At 50.5% G+C, this 14,278-nt stretch carries 13 protein-coding genes and 1 pseudogene; 3 read left to right on the forward strand and 11 right to left on the reverse strand.

The genetic code is table 11. The features are described from left to right. Positions 1-42: 42 nt before the first annotated feature. Positions 43-510, forward strand: a complete 468-nt coding sequence (locus ACMYR3_RS03505) for a DUF1097 domain-containing protein (protein ID WP_424194563.1) — start codon at positions 43-45, stop codon at positions 508-510. Positions 511-535: 25 nt separating this feature from the next. Continuing rightward, positions 536-1,975, forward strand: a complete 1,440-nt coding sequence (gene aldA, locus ACMYR3_RS03510) for an aldehyde dehydrogenase (protein ID WP_424194565.1) — start codon at positions 536-538, stop codon at positions 1,973-1,975. Between the two features lie 99 nt (positions 1,976-2,074). On the opposite strand, the gene ACMYR3_RS03515 is transcribed toward aldA, so the two are convergent. The 8 genes and pseudogenes from ACMYR3_RS03515 to ACMYR3_RS03550 form a co-directional block, all read right to left on the reverse strand. Continuing rightward, positions 2,075-3,883: an EAL domain-containing protein gene (locus ACMYR3_RS03515; RefSeq protein ID WP_424194567.1), complete on the reverse strand. Its 1,809-nt coding sequence runs from the start codon at positions 3,881-3,883 to the stop codon at positions 2,075-2,077. Positions 3,884-4,165: 282 nt separating this feature from the next. Further along, positions 4,166-4,726 carry an elongation factor P gene (gene efp, locus ACMYR3_RS03520; RefSeq protein WP_424194569.1) on the reverse strand — a complete coding sequence of 187 codons (561 nt, stop codon included), beginning with the start codon at positions 4,724-4,726 and terminating at the stop codon, positions 4,166-4,168. 144 nt (positions 4,727-4,870) lie between these two features. Next, positions 4,871-6,139, reverse strand: coding sequence for an elongation factor P maturation arginine rhamnosyltransferase EarP (earP, locus tag ACMYR3_RS03525; RefSeq protein WP_424194571.1), 1,269 nt, complete (start codon positions 6,137-6,139; stop codon positions 4,871-4,873). Positions 6,140-6,233: 94 nt separating this feature from the next. Next, complete coding sequence (gene arsC, locus ACMYR3_RS03530) at positions 6,234-6,665, reverse strand: arsenate reductase (glutaredoxin) (RefSeq protein ID WP_424194573.1); 432 nt, start codon at positions 6,663-6,665, stop codon at positions 6,234-6,236. 33 nt (positions 6,666-6,698) lie between these two features. Continuing rightward, entirely contained in the window at positions 6,699-7,427 is a 729-nt protein-coding gene (locus tag ACMYR3_RS03535) for an aquaporin (protein WP_424194574.1), read from the reverse strand. Then, positions 7,424-7,924 carry an arsenate reductase ArsC gene (locus ACMYR3_RS03540; protein ID WP_424194576.1) on the reverse strand — a complete coding sequence of 167 codons (501 nt, stop codon included), beginning with the start codon at positions 7,922-7,924 and terminating at the stop codon, positions 7,424-7,426. The genes ACMYR3_RS03535 and ACMYR3_RS03540 overlap by 4 nt, the downstream gene beginning before the upstream one ends. Positions 7,925-8,022: 98 nt before the next feature. After that, complete coding sequence (locus ACMYR3_RS03545; protein WP_424194578.1) at positions 8,023-8,568, reverse strand: ArsI/CadI family heavy metal resistance metalloenzyme; 546 nt, start codon at positions 8,566-8,568, stop codon at positions 8,023-8,025. A 270-nt stretch (positions 8,569-8,838) separates the two neighbouring features. Further along, positions 8,839-9,120, reverse strand: a pseudogene (locus ACMYR3_RS03550) (ArsR/SmtB family transcription factor); the annotation flags it as partial. A gap of 201 nt (positions 9,121-9,321) precedes the next feature. Between ACMYR3_RS03550 and ACMYR3_RS03555 the strand changes: the two are divergent. Continuing rightward, positions 9,322-9,753, forward strand: a complete 432-nt coding sequence (locus ACMYR3_RS03555; RefSeq protein ID WP_424194580.1) for a VOC family protein — start codon at positions 9,322-9,324, stop codon at positions 9,751-9,753. 41 nt (positions 9,754-9,794) lie between these two features. Here ACMYR3_RS03555 and ACMYR3_RS03560 read toward each other — a convergent pair whose 3' ends face one another. The 3 genes from ACMYR3_RS03560 to ACMYR3_RS03570 form a co-directional block, all read right to left on the reverse strand. Beyond that, complete coding sequence (locus tag ACMYR3_RS03560; RefSeq protein WP_424194582.1) at positions 9,795-10,352, reverse strand: DUF924 family protein; 558 nt, start codon at positions 10,350-10,352, stop codon at positions 9,795-9,797. Between the two features lie 85 nt (positions 10,353-10,437). Next, on the reverse strand, positions 10,438-11,751 hold the full coding sequence (locus tag ACMYR3_RS03565; protein WP_424194584.1) for an OmpP1/FadL family transporter: 1,314 nt from the start codon (positions 11,749-11,751) through the stop codon (positions 10,438-10,440). 190 nt (positions 11,752-11,941) lie between these two features. After that, positions 11,942-13,921, reverse strand: coding sequence for a sigma-54-dependent Fis family transcriptional regulator (locus ACMYR3_RS03570; RefSeq protein ID WP_424194586.1), 1,980 nt, complete (start codon positions 13,919-13,921; stop codon positions 11,942-11,944). Positions 13,922-14,278: the final 357 nt, after the last annotated feature.

Consider the following 14,278-nt stretch of genomic DNA (forward strand, 5'->3'; position numbering starts at 1 on the left):
TTGTTGATACCCAACTTTTTATCCTAATCAAGGAGACGCAAAATGAAAATTCTTCATGCGCTGGCAATGAGTATTGCATTACTGGTTGGGGTCTGGGTGTACCTAAGCGTTGGTAATCCTTCCTTGGGTTTCAATCCATGGATCGGCTTCGTGGCCTGGGCGGCTTTTTTTGCAGCCGGTGGTGGTACGAGTGGTTTGGGAAAGGCTTTGACTGGTGGCATTGCCGGTATTCTTCTTACAGCAATAACGCTGGCAGGGGTGCAGTTTATGGGTGGTGGCCTGATGTCTTTAATTGTTCTTGTGACGGTACTCGCTTTTGTGTTGGTGGCGATGGCTGATATCCCGGCACTATCCTATACCCCAGCAGCTTTTCTTGGTGCTGCATCATTTTTTGGTTCTGGTGGAAAGATTGATGTCAGCATCGGCTTTGTTGTATTGACTTGGGTTGTTGGTCTGGTATTTGGTTTTGCTTCGGAATTTGCCGGCAAAAAAATAGCTCGGCCAATTTGATTGATATTTACAGAGGAGAACTTCAATGACCACACTTTATGAAAATTTTATTAATGGCCGATTTATACCTGCCGATATGGTAAGTGCAATAGAGGTCCGTAATCCAGCAACACATGAACTGCTGGCATTGATTCCTAGTGCATCAGAGGACGAAGTCAATGCTGCAGTTGATGCAGCACGTTGTGCGCAGCCAGCCTGGGAAAAAACACCAGCTATTCAAAGAGCCAGATTTTTACGGAATATCTCCAGCAAAATTCGACAAAATAAAGAGCATTTTGCAGAAATTATTACCCGTGAAATGGGCAAGACGCTCGGTCTGGCTCGTGTTGAGGTTGACTTTACTGCTGACTATATTGATTACATGGCAGAGTGGGCGCGTCGTATTGAGGGCGAAGTCATAACCAGTGATCGTCAGGGTGAAAGCATCTTTTTGATGCGTCGTCCAATCGGTGTCACAGTTGGAATCCTGCCATGGAACTTCCCATTCTTTTTGATTGCTCGCAAGCTGGCACCGGCACTGATCACTGGTAATACCATCGTAATCAAGCCCAGTGAAGAAACGCCCATCAATGCTTTTGAATTTGCCAAACTAGTGGCACAGACTGAGTTGCCAGCGGGTGTTTTCAATCTGGTTGGTGGACGTGGGGCCACGGTTGGCAATCAACTATGTCGTCACAAGGATGTGGGCCTGATCAGCTTTACAGGTAGCGTGCAAACTGGCACGACCATCATGCAAACTGCTGCAATGAATCTGACTCGTGTCAATCTGGAGCTGGGTGGCAAAGCGCCGGCTATTGTGCTGGCCAGTGCAGATCTGGATCTTGCAGCAAAAGCAATTGTTGATTCACGGGTCCTTAACACCGGGCAAGTTTGCAATGCCGCGGAGCGAGTGTATGTAGAGCGCTCAATTGCAGATGCCTTTATCGATAAGGTGCAGACACGGATGGCGGCAACTCGTTATGGTGATCCTATGGTTACATTGGATCTAGACATGGGTCCCTTAGTCAATCAGATCGGACTTGAAAAAGTAGCTGCTATGGTTACCAAGGCGCGTCAACAAGGTGCCGAGGTTATTCTTGGTGGCAAGATGGCCGACCGGCCATCTGGTTTTCATTATGAGCCGACAGTCATTACTGGCTGCAGTTCTGATATGGAAATCATGCGGAAGGAAATTTTTGGCCCAGTCCTACCGATACAGCAGATTGATAGTCTTGATGAAGCAATTGTTTTGGCAAATGACTCAGAGTATGGCTTGACTTCCTCAATCTTTACCAATGATCTCAATTCGGCCATGCGCGCCTGCCGTGATCTGAGGTTTGGTGAAACCTATATCAATCGTGAACACTTTGAAGCCATGCAGGGTTTTCATGCTGGACGACGTAAATCCGGTATTGGTGGCGCAGATGGTAAACATGGTTTATATGAGTATATGGAAACTCAGGTGGTTTATATGCAGCATGGTTGACGTGCATAACCAGTCTCTTCGTGCATGTCAGTGATCGTCTCCTCGTTGGATCACTGTTAGGGATGTGATGTGGTTCTCCAGTCACATCCTTTTTTTAGTTCAAATTTCTTGATGATTGCGGAACCAATTGATGAGTTCGTTGACCGACAAAGGTTTTGCAAACAGATAACCTTGCCCTTCTGTGCAGCCCATATGTTTGAGTATTGCTTGTTCGGATTGTGTCTCAATACCTTCAGCAATAATTTCTAGTGAGAGACTATTGGCAAGTGCGACGATGGAGCGGGCAATGGACTCATTGACAGGTGTTTGCTCAATGTCACGAACAAATGATTGATCAATTTTTAGTCGATCAATTGGAAAACGGCGCAGATAACTCAGGCTTGAAAAGCCAGTACCGAAATCATCAATAGCCAGACTGACACCAAGTTGTTTGATTTCTTGCAATGTCAACAGCACATCATCGACATTGTGCATGAGCAAACTTTCTGTCAGCTCCAACTCAAGCTGCTGTGGGTTTACCTGAAATTCTTCAAGCCGAGCCTTGAGAAAGCTTGGGAATTGACGTTGATTAAACTGAAGTGCTGACATGTTCACCGAAACTCTTATCGGTGGAATACCTAATTCTTGCCAGATTTTAAGTTGTCGAAGCGCTTCGCACAAAACCCATTCACCTAGTGGCACGATGAGCCCGCTTTCTTCGGCAATGGGGATAAATTCAGCAGGTGAAACAAGACCTTGTTGTGGATGATTCCAGCGAACCAGGGCTTCAACACCACAAATTGCATGGCTGATCAAGTCTATCTGGGGTTGAAAATGAAGTACTAGTTCATTACGTTCAATGGCCAGTCGCAAATCATTTTCAATCAGCATACTTGCAGGGTTGTACATGATCGTGGATGCTGAATAGGCGCGATATCCGTTGCGCCCACTCGATTTAACTTCATACATGGCGGCATCTGCTTTGGCCAGCAATGGACTAAAGCTGGTATCGTCGTTGGGGTAGAGTGCACTGCCAATGCTAACTGTGACCACTAATGAATGACCAAACATTTCGATCGGTGTCTGAACACAGTCGCGTAGCCGCTGTGCGAGCATATCAATCATGGTTGAGTCCATGAAATCTTCCATCAAGATCACAAATTCGTCGCCTGCCAGTCTGGCTACGGTATCTGTCCGTCTTGCTACATCCTTGAGTCGTTCAGCAATTTTGCGCAGTATGGCGTCGCCTGCACTATGTCCGAGCGAATCATTGATATGTTTAAAGCGATCTATATCGATGAATAACAGGGCGACCAGCGAGCTCTTTCTTTGTGCATCACGACATGCCTGTTCGAGTCGATCGCACAAGAGCATGCGATTTGGTAAGCCAGTCAGGTTATCGTAATGGGCCAGGTAATACAGTTCTGCCTGCTTTCGCTGAGTAATGATGTTTAGCAGATCATGTCCATTGGCAATACCTAGATATCGTCCTTGGCTGCTGACAACAAATCCCGTGACCATGTGTTGCATGCCAGCATCAATAATGATCTGAGCGATATCTTCAATCGTGCAGGACTCATCGACAATGATGGGTGGCAGGTTCTTATATTCTTGATAAACGATTAACTCCTGGATTGGGCGTCGGCCAAAAATTTCCAGGCTATACGGTTTACTGAAAAATTCAATAAAATGCTTGCGATCCAATAGTCCAATGGTTTTTCGATTGTCATTGACAACAGGTAGTGCGTATATGGCATCGTCTTGAATAAAGCGGGCCAGAATCAATTGGCAATGTGTTTCGTGTGGTACGGGGTCAATCTGGCGTAAGAGATTACGTACAGTGGGTGCTTCTTGTAAGTGGCCTTCTTGAATAAAAATAAACTGGCGCTGGGGCGGTGAGTTTTTTAGAGTTTTAGGATTCAATAGCATTGAGATACATCTTGGTTGTGCCAATGGTTTTAGCTTTACGGAGGTCAATAGTGAATTTATTTAACAAGTGTGAAATGTTACGGATGAATTATGTCGATTGTGTGACGATGATTTGGCGCCAAGAGAAGGGCCATTTTTTAATAGTTTGTGTCGGTATTGAAAAGCTGATGAATTGATGGTCATGCGTGTCCATCAATTCGGCGCCACCCAAAAGAGAAAAGCCACCTTGCGGTGGCTTTTCCTTTTACAGGGGTTTATATTTTGGTACTGCTATATTGCGTGTTACGCCTTGGCGCGGCCACGGAATTCGCCGGTACGGGTATCAATCTCGATCTTGTCGCCAATTTCGCAGAATGCCGCAACCTGCAATTCGTAGCCAGTGTTGATTTTGGCAGTTTTCATGACTTTGCCTGATGTATCACCACGCGCAACGCCTTCAGTATAGGTGATTTCGCGCACGACGATAGTAGGAAGTTCTACGGAGATGGCTTTATCGTTGTAAAAAACCACTTCCACGGCCATACCTTCTTCCAGGTAATGGAGGGCATCGCCCATATTGTCAGATTCGACTTCGTACTGGTTGTATTCGGCATCCATGAACACGTACATGGGATCAGCCAAATAGGAGTAGGTGCATTCTTTGCGATCCAGTACGACCACGTCAAACTTGTCGTCGGCCTTGAAGATGGCTTCGGCAGGCACGTCGGTCAAGAGGTTTTTCATTTTCATCTTGACCACGGCGGCGTTACGGCCTGAGCGGCTGTATTCGGTTTTCTGGACAACCATGGGTTGGCCGTCGTTCATGAATACGTTACCAGTGCGGAGTTCTTGTGCGATTTTCATAATGACTGAGCTAAATAAGTACCATTAAATATTCTGTGGAGCGCGTTGTAATGCGCGGGAGCCGACGTTGAGGTGGTGCGGTTTGGTCGCACTGACTATTCACTGAACCACTCATTTTTGATGACGCCGTTTTACTACAGCCCATTATTCTAACTTACCTTGCACAAATTTAGCCAAATTGTCAGCCAAATCACCAAGTTGCGTGAGGTGATTGGCCCACACTATGGCGTGCTGGGTCAGATTGGGTAGCTGTTTGAGCAGTCTTGGCCAGCTTTCTGCAAAACTGGGAGCGTTGGCAAAGACCGACGAAGGCGAGGTGTGGCTGGCGTCCTGCGCCTCGGCAGGCAGGGCATTCCAGCGGGCGTGCAGATCATGCAGCACCTGAGCCGCCGGTGCATCCAGCTGCTGGCGATAAGCAGTCAGCCATGCCGCCAGCTTGTCATGATGAATCGCTGCTTCTTGCGGATAAATATGCCAAACCAGTGGGCGGGCCGCCCACTGCGCGCGTACAAAGGAGTCTTCGCCGCGCACCATCAGCAAATCACAGGCCCAGAGCAGGGTGTCAAAATCGGGTTGGGGCAAAAATGGCATGCGTACCAAAGTCAGATTGCCTTGGGCAAATGCCTTGGTGCGTGGTGCGCTGTCGAAATATTGGCGAATCGCTTCCAGTACCGGGCCTTCGGGCACCCAGACATGCACCGGCTGCGGACTGTCGATCCAGGCCTGTAGTAATTCGACCAAATGTGGATTGGGGTAGCTAAACAACAGCACCTTGATGGCATCGGCTTGCGGAGCGGCAGCACCAAGCTGCAGATAGAGCCGGGCGGTGAGTTGTTGACGATGTGCCGGGTTTTGCAAAAACGCATCGCGGCGCATTAATAGTTCCGCTTCACGTAACAACCCACCGGTGCCCGTTGCAAAACCCGGAAAGAAAAAGTATTTGGGTGGCAAGACTGCGCCACCGGATTGACTCACCGGGGAGGGCAGGCCATGACAACCCTTGACCCAAGGCTCGGCACTCAGATATTCGAGATTGATCCAGATATATGGCGCTGGCTGATCGGGCGAGTTGACTTGATGCTGCGCCATGCTGGCTTGCATGGCCTGAAGGTAGGCGGGTGGCAATTCACAGGCAAAGGCCTCAACAATCACATTGGCGACATCAGCGGCAGCCACGTTCATGGGCGCGTCACGCTGCCAGCGCAGAATGGTCACGCCAGCCTGGACTTGCGCGGCTTGCGTCATGTCCAGCGTGGGGCAAAGTCGGTTAAATGCGGCCAGATCATCTACCCACAAGCGCACCTGTTGCCCCTGCTCGGCCACCAGTTGGCGTGCCAGTCGCCAGCACACGCCGATGTCGCCATAGTTGTCGACCACGGTACAAAAGATGTCCCAGCGAAGCGCACGGCGCATGTATATACTCGTCTGGTGTATAAAAATAACACCAATATATTAGCACTTAAGGAGGTAAATATTGAATATACCCCCCAATAAACGAGGTTTGGACTTACTTGCTGGGAATGCGTTGGCCGTGCTGGTCAATCACTGGTTCACCGTCTTCTTTGTTGAAAGCGCCCTGTTGTGGCTGCGGCAAAATATCCAGTACGGCCTCAGATGGGCGGCACAAACGGGTGCCCAGTTCGGTCACCACGATGGGGCGGTTAATCAGAATCGGGTGCTGCAACATCTGGTCAATCAATTGCTCGTCGGTCCATTTTGGGTCGGCCAGCCCCAGCTCTTCATAGGGTGCAGCCTTGGTGCGAATCACCTCGCGCACCGGGATGCCCATGGTGGCAATCAAACTGGTCAGCGTGGCGCGGTCGGGCGGTGTGGTGAGATATTCAATCACGGTCGGCTCGACACCGCTATTGCGAATCAGACCAAGGGTGTTGCGTGAAGTGCCGCAGGCGGGGTTGTGATAGATGGTGATGGTTGACATTGAAATTTTCAATAAAATGATTGAATGGCTATTTTATCGTGCCAGCGTCGGCCTGAAAAAACGGCTGGTAAATAACCATGCTACCAACAAGCCTGCGAGTTGTGCGGCAATAAAGCCGGGTGCGTCGTTTGGGCGGATGCCGGCAAACGTATCGGTGGTGGCGCGGGCAATCGTCACGGCAGGATTGGCAAACGAAGTCGAAGCGGTAAACCAGTAGGCTGCCGTGATATAGCAGGCAACCAGTTTGGGCACGATCTGCACCACGCCATTGGCCTGCGTACGCACGCCTTGTACAATCACCAGCAACAGGCCAAAACTGGCAATGCCTTCGGCCCACCATTGCGACCAGCCGCTGCGTACATGTTGCGAAGCGCTGAATAATGACAGATCAAACATGCCATGGGTGGCTGCTACACCAAGCAGCCCACCAATAATTTGTGCAGCAATAAATGCCAGAGCCTGGGTGAGACTCATCTCACGATTCAACACTGTGAGCAGGCTCACCAATGGGTTGAAATGTGCACCGCTGACTGGCCCCAGCAGGGTGATGAGTACATACAAGCCGCAACCGGTCGCGATTGAGTTGGCCAGCAGAGCCACTGCGATATTGCCATCAGCCAGAGTTTCGCCCATGATGCCCGAGCCCACCACCACCGCCAGCAGAAGCGCCGTACCCAGCGCTTCTGCCATCAATTGCTGAGATAAGGAATAACTTGGGGCCAGACTTAAGGCCAGTGTCGGTTCGGCGCTGGCTTGGTTCATGGTGTCTGCTCACCAATTTGTTTCATATGATGATGAATCGCCGCATCATCCAGTTTTTCCAGCGGTAATGCCAGAAAAGCCATCACACGATTGCGAATTTGTTGAAAAATCAAATTGAATGCTTCGCGCTTGTCATCGTCACTGCCCTCTACCGCAGCTGGGTCGGCAAAGCCCCAGTGTGCGGTAGCAGGTTGGCCCGGCCAGAAGGGGCAGACTTCGCCAGCAGCGTTGTCACAGACGGTGATGATGAAGTCCATTTCGGGTGAGCCCGGCACGGCAAATTCATCCCAGTTTTTGCTGCGTAAGTTGCCCGTATCGTAGCCAATACCGGCCAGCTTTTCAATCGCAAACGGATTGACGCGACCAGTTGGTTGGCTGCCAGCGCTGTAGGCTGTAAAACGGCCCTTGCCGAGCACATTGACAATGCCTTCGGCCATCACGCTGCGTGCCGAATTACCCGTGCATAAAAACAGGATGTTGTAGTGAGATTGGCTCATGATGAAATTTTATATAACAATAAATATTTAAATTCGTGATTATTAATCGTGCTCGTTCATTCACTGCCAATGAATGCCATTCGCAGTGCCAGGTTAATTTAGCAGCAACCGCCTCCCGCCTTAGGTGCAGCGCTTGGTACGCAACAGGGCGCCTTGGCAGACGTTGCTGTTGCTGGCGCTGCTACAGCCGCTTTGGCCGGTGCCAATGGCACGCAGCAAGCTGATTGAGCGGTATCATCAGTCGGCAACGTATCGCTTTCGCCGAATACCGGAATCGTATCCAGGGTTTGAAAGGTTTCCCAGGCAATGCCTTGCGGGTCAGTACTCCAATACTTGTTGGACATGGCGTAGCAGCAGGCGGCCTCGTTCTGCTCAATCAATTCGGTCGCAGCCGCCTCACTGGCCTGACTGACCTGTTGGCGCAAGCCATCAAGTTCTTCAGCCGCATCCACCTGAAAGCCCAGGTGATTCAAGCCAACATCGGCACTGCGTGATGAAATGGCAAAGTTGATACGCGGATCATTGAGCATCCACTTGGCGTAGTCTTCTTTGCTAACGGTGGGTTCAACACCAAACAGGGCTGAATAAAAACGGATATTGGCGGCCAGATCGGTTACTGACAAATGCACGTGAAAGCGTTTCATACAAATCTCCTGTTGGTGATTCCCGCAAGACCAAGGTGGCCATGTGGCGGACTACATTGAAAACAATATCCAATTATTAAAGCTGCGGCAGAAATTGCTTTAGCAGCAAGTGAGTGTCTTGCGTTTGCTGGCAGGCTTGGCTTGACTATCCTTGGTGTCGACTGATTTGCCAGCGGCTACCACTTTAGTTTTGCCATTGCTGGCAAGATTATTGGCGGTAACCGTCTTTTTGCCCGATTGTTTTATCACCGGCATCTCACAGGTTTCTACACCGCCACAACAATGCTCGGTCAAATAAGCGAGCAGATCATTCATCGTCGCAAAATTGGCTGCGTAATCTATAAAGCGGCCTCGCGGCGTGGCACTCACCAAGCCTGCACCCGCGAGTTCCTTCAAATGAAATGACAGCGTCGCATTCGCCAAATCCAGCGTTTGACCAATCTGCCCGACAGGCAAACCCGCTGGCCCAGCCTGCACCAATAGACGAAAAATCGCCAAACGCGTTTCCTGTGCCAACGCACTCAAAGTCAGAGTTGCCTGTTTAATTTCCATATTTCCAATTATATGGAAATAATAATGGCGGTCAATGAAAGTTTTGTGACAGTGGCTAATTCATACAACGAGGTGGTTTACGCCAAGCTCGGTGTGTGAATTGCTGTTGCTTGAAATGTGTTGTCTAATTCAGTCGATGAGATGAGTATCTCATTGAACTGCTTACTGACAGCTCGTACAACCTTTTAAAGAACGCAATCCATGGCCACCATCACCGGTATCGACCACATCTACATCACAGTTTCTGACCTGTCTCGATCCGAGCAGTTTTATGATGTGTTGCTCAGGGATATTCTTGGATTTCGCAAGAACAGTTTTGCTCTGAATGGCGAGCCACATATTCAATATTTCAATCGCCATTTTGGTTATGTCTTGCGGCCGCAACGGGTGGTTCACTCGCATGAACCTTATGCACCAGGGCTGCACCACTTTTGTTTGCGGGTGGACAGCATTGCCGAGGTGGAAGAAATTGCCAATGCTTTATTGGCCGCTGGTATTCATGCAACGCCCGCGCGTTTGTATCCTGACCATGCCCCTGATTATTGGGCGACCTATTTTGCTGATCCGGATGGGATTCGACTGGAAGTCACCAATTATCGACAGGAGCGACGTGATCGGCATGATCACTGGTGACTAGCTGCCTGAGCACTCTATTTGGTGATATTGATGGTTCATCAAAACGAGGAACCAGGCTCCGCTAGAAATGCCAATTCTTCGGCACTGGAATGTCGCCCTAATACCTGATTACGATGCGGATAGCGGCCAAAGCGGGCGATGATGGCACGATGTTGCTGTTCATAATCGAGATTGAATTCCATACCGGGCTCACTAAACAGATGCAGGGCCATATCGTGGATGATCAAAGATTCGCTGTGCATGAACGGCATATATAAAAAGCGCCGCTGATCCAAACTGAGCTGCATGGGTGCGCCAGCCGCAATGGCTGCTTGTGCCAATACCAGCGCCATACCATCATAGGCAAAGGCTTGTGGTTGCTGACGATACAGATTGCGTGAAAACTGATCCAGTATCAGGATCTCGGCAAGTCGACCCAGTGCCGTATCACGCCAGCCAAACAGTTCTCCGTGGCAGGCCTGCCGATGCAGTTCGGCAAAGCGATCACGTAGCATCGCATCAAAACTGTCGTTCTGTTCAAACCAGCAGGAAGAATCGATTTCTTCAAACCAGAATTGCACGACAGAATTGATGAGTGGGCTATGCAAGGCAGACATGATGGCAAGCAGTGAGTGAATATCCTCGCATTGTATGCTGCTTGTTATCTTTGATAATGGCGGCCTTGCCGACTTGCTGGTGTTGTCAGAATTGATGACTCCATGACAGACCCAATGCATCTTCACTCAACTCGATATTGGCGTTGCCGCCCCCAAAGCTGGGTGGAATGGCATTGCTGCCACTGACACGCTTATTAAAGGCATGCAGATAGGATGCGCTGATTTCATTATGGCTATCCAGTTGCCAGGTGCCACCCAAAGTCAGATGCAGTTCCACGACATCAGGGGCAAGAATATTGAACAGGGTTTGATTGGCGGGAACCGGTTGACCGGATTTACTGATACCACCACGAAGAATCAAATTGGGGCTGTACTGATATTGCGCGCCCAGCTTGAGTACATTGATGTCACGCCAGCCAAAGCCGGGGCCATTGCTGGCACCGAGTGGTACACCTGCAAACAGTTTGGCCACGTCATTACCCACCGAGTTCACCTTGCTATACAAAATGCGCTGTACATCGGCAGCGACAGTCCACTGCGGGTTGACTTGATAGGCGATGCCCAGGCCATAAGTAGAAGGAATGTCAAAGCCACCGCCATCGGCAAACAGGCCCTGGTATTTATCAAATTTGCCCATGCTGGTGTGCGATTGCCAGGTTGCGCCCAGCGTCAGCTGGTCGTTGAGCTGACCAGTCCAACCCAGGCGCAGACTGGCACCGGTTGCACTGTCATTACCTTGGTCGGTAAGTTTGCCAGGATTGCTGGAAAATGGAGCAAACGCATTGAGTCCTTTGGCTGAAAAGCGTTGATAAGCCAGATTCACTGCAAGACCCAGTGCATTGCGTTCATTGATCTTCCAGGCGATTGATGGCGTAATGAATAGCTGCGCCAAGTTGACGCCAGCCGAGCCGGTTGCGCCAAAGCGTGCATAAGGATTGTTTTTGTAATCGGTATTGAGTCCACCATTACCATACGCCGCAATCCCCGCGACCAGATCAGGCCTGATCACGCGGCTATAGCCCAGGCTGGGTAAAAGAAACAGCTCACGATCATTACCACTGAAAGCGCTGTCAGGGCCAGCGCCGTTGCCCGTGATATCACTGTGGCGATTGGGTACAAACAGCGTGCCGCCCACATCAAGACGATTACCCACCCAAGCCAGCCCTGCAGGGTTGGTGGAAGCCGCGAGTGAGTCTTGTGGCAAGGCGATGCCAACGCCGGCAATGCCTTCAGCTTTGACACCATAACCATGTGAAAAATAACCATTGGTCGCATGGGCTGCCGGGATGGAGAAGAGCAGCATGATACTGGTGATAGATGCCTTCAGCCTGAATCTGCCGTTGGACTGGTCTGAATGAATTGAAGAGTCCAGTGCAGGTAAAACGTGAGTGGTGGTCATGATGGCAAGTTGTGATTGAAATGAGACTATCGTAGTTATTACCAGACAGTCAGACAAAGAATCATTTCAATGCTGTATATGCCAATGCCTTCTATGCAGGCAGATCAAGCATCCACAATCTGACAAAGATGGTCGGTTGATCAACGCGTCGCTGCCAGGTTGATCAACTCAAATGATTGCGTGTTCAGGTTCAATGATCGTTGCTCTTGTTCATCTTCAGCTTGCGATACAGCGTGGCGCGCGCAATGCCCAGGCTCTTGGCAGTGGCAGACAGGTTGCCACGATGAAACTCGAGCGCGGCAAGAATGACTTGCTGTTCGGTGGTTTGCAAAGATTGCTGTGGCAGGGCATCCGTGTTTTTCATGGTGGGCTGGGTTGGGTTGGTGTTCTGCAATTCAGCAGCATTGAGCGCTTGTTCATTCAGGGCCTTTTGCAGATCATCGGGCAGGTGCGGTAACTCGATCACACGCTCATCTTCGGCCATGATGGCAGCCAGACGCAGCACGTTTTGCAGTTGACGGATATTGCCGGGCCAATGATAAGTCAACAAGCTGTGTTGTACGTGTTCGCTGAGGCTTAAGGGGGCATAACCCGCGGTAGCCTGGGCCAGCAGATGCTCAATCAGTTCAGGCAAATCTTTGCGTTCACGCAGAGCGGGCAGGCCAACCTGCAGGCCATTGATGCGATAAAACAGGTCTTCACGAAATGTCTGTGTTGTGACCATCGCTGCAAGGTCGCGATGGGTGGCGCAGATCAGCGATAAATCCAGTGGAATACTGCGGTTGCCGGCCAGTCGTGTCAGGCTGCGCTCTTGCAAAACCCGTAAGAGTCGGCTTTGCAGTTCCAGCGGCATGTCACCAATTTCATCCAAAAACAAAGTGCCACCATTGGCTTCTTCCAGTCGTCCTTTGGCACCACCGCGGCGGCTGCCGGTAAAGGCGCCGTCTTCATAACCAAACAGTTCGGCTTCAATCAACGTGGCCGGTATGGCCGAGCAATTGATGGCGACAAAGTTGCCGCTGCGGCGTGGCCCCTGGGCGTGGAGTTGCTGGGCAAAGACTTCCTTGCCGGTACCGGTTTCACCGTTGATCAGGATCGGTACATCGCGTGCAAAAGCGCGTTGGGCACGATTCAGCAGCGCGCTCAAATCGGTAAAGACCGGCGCATTGGCCTGTGCTGCAGGGCGCACCAGTTTAGCCGATGACAATGATGCAGTCGGTGTCGTGCGTGGGGCATCGCTACGTTTGGCCAGCAAGCCAGAATCAAAGCGTGCCTGAATGCTGACCGACTGCTGTGTGCGCAGGGTAATCGGCGCGGTTTGTCTGGTTGCGATCACGCTATCGCGTAATTGGGTAAAGCTGATTTCAAAGGCCGACTCCATATGCCAGCCTGCTGGCAAACTGGGTTCCTGCCCCAAAATTTGTCGTGCAGTCTGGTTGCTGCCAATGATGTCACCGGCTTCATTGAGCGCCAGAATGCCTTCAAAGGGGGTGCCCAGGACATCAGCCCGAAAATGAAAGTGCATCAGAATGGCATGTTCCATATCGGTGACAAGCCGGTTTTCGGTGGCGCGGGCGGCAATCATCAGTGAATCACGCACCAGCACTGGCGAGCCGCCAATATTGCAACTGGCATCCAGCACGCCATACAGTTGCCCGTCTGGTTTAAAGATCGGCACCGACACACAGGTAAAGCCCTGGGCCTCGCGCAAATAGTGTTCGGCACCTTGCACAATCACCGGTTTATGATCGACCAGGACACAGGCCGGGCCGGTGGTGCCCGCCACATTTTCGGCTAGGTTGACGCCCACCCGAAACGCCGCTTCCAGCGCCCGCGTGCTGGCACGTTGCGCACCCAGGCTATTGACCACCACACCTTGGGTATTCAGACAGGCAATGATCCAGTCTTTGTCACCAATTGCCCTGAACAGACTGCTCATATCGGTTTGCGTGCGCTCAATCAGGTCACGGTGCTTTTCTTCAATCTGTTTTTTTTCGGCGCGGCTGACCGCATTGAAAATCACTTTGTCACTACTGGCTAAACCGTAACGATGCGAGCGGCTCCAGGAATTGAGCACGGTGCGCGGCACATTGACCGTATCCAGATGTTGCCCTTCAAGAAAACGTTCACGCAACATTTCCAGTGATGGTGTGCCGGTAGCAAGTCTCATGGGTGTCTCCTCATTCAATGCCAGTCTTTATTGATATGGATGGTTATTTTTTGTGACCATCTTTAAATTTCAATCACTCTTTTTACCGCTAATTGCTGGTTTACGCCACTGGCTCAAAACAAGTCAATGAGGCGATATGCGTTGACTCAAAGTTAGTCATTGCTGCGCTGCGCGCTTCACCCCCCTGTCTTGCCATATCACTTGATGATGTTTTTATTTTTTTCAAGTTATTGAATTAATTAATTATTTTTCTGATTTTGACACTATTTTTGTTCGTGGCACAGGAACTGCAAAACAGCCTGCGCCAGTCGGGTCAATGAGGCAGTGAGATTGCCGTAACCAGCCGCTACCCGACAG

Source organism: Ampullimonas aquatilis (assembly GCF_049675895.1).
Taxonomy (GTDB): Bacteria; Pseudomonadota; Gammaproteobacteria; order Burkholderiales; family Burkholderiaceae_D; genus Ampullimonas; species Ampullimonas aquatilis.

What these genes read in the sequence shown, in the direction of transcription:
- ACMYR3_RS03505 (WP_424194563.1), top strand. Translation starts at nt 43, where the DNA reads ATGAAAATTCTTCATGCGCTGGCAATGAGTATTGCATTACTGGTTGGG.
- aldA (WP_424194565.1), top strand. Translation starts at nt 536, where the DNA reads ATGACCACACTTTATGAAAATTTTATTAATGGCCGATTTATACCTGCC.
- ACMYR3_RS03515 (WP_424194567.1), bottom strand. Translation starts at nt 3,883, where the DNA reads ATGCTATTGAATCCTAAAACTCTAAAAAACTCACCGCCCCAGCGCCAG.
- efp (WP_424194569.1), bottom strand. Translation starts at nt 4,726, where the DNA reads ATGAAAATCGCACAAGAACTCCGCACTGGTAACGTATTCATGAACGAC.
- earP (WP_424194571.1), bottom strand. Translation starts at nt 6,139, where the DNA reads ATGCGCCGTGCGCTTCGCTGGGACATCTTTTGTACCGTGGTCGACAAC.
- arsC (WP_424194573.1), bottom strand. Translation starts at nt 6,665, where the DNA reads ATGTCAACCATCACCATCTATCACAACCCCGCCTGCGGCACTTCACGC.
- ACMYR3_RS03535 (WP_424194574.1), bottom strand. Translation starts at nt 7,427, where the DNA reads ATGAACCAAGCCAGCGCCGAACCGACACTGGCCTTAAGTCTGGCCCCA.
- ACMYR3_RS03540 (WP_424194576.1), bottom strand. Translation starts at nt 7,924, where the DNA reads ATGAGCCAATCTCACTACAACATCCTGTTTTTATGCACGGGTAATTCG.
- ACMYR3_RS03545 (WP_424194578.1), bottom strand. Translation starts at nt 8,568, where the DNA reads ATGAAACGCTTTCACGTGCATTTGTCAGTAACCGATCTGGCCGCCAAT.
- ACMYR3_RS03555 (WP_424194580.1), top strand. Translation starts at nt 9,322, where the DNA reads ATGGCCACCATCACCGGTATCGACCACATCTACATCACAGTTTCTGAC.
- ACMYR3_RS03560 (WP_424194582.1), bottom strand. Translation starts at nt 10,352, where the DNA reads ATGTCTGCCTTGCATAGCCCACTCATCAATTCTGTCGTGCAATTCTGG.
- ACMYR3_RS03565 (WP_424194584.1), bottom strand. Translation starts at nt 11,751, where the DNA reads ATGACCACCACTCACGTTTTACCTGCACTGGACTCTTCAATTCATTCA.
- ACMYR3_RS03570 (WP_424194586.1), bottom strand. Translation starts at nt 13,921, where the DNA reads ATGAGACTTGCTACCGGCACACCATCACTGGAAATGTTGCGTGAACGT.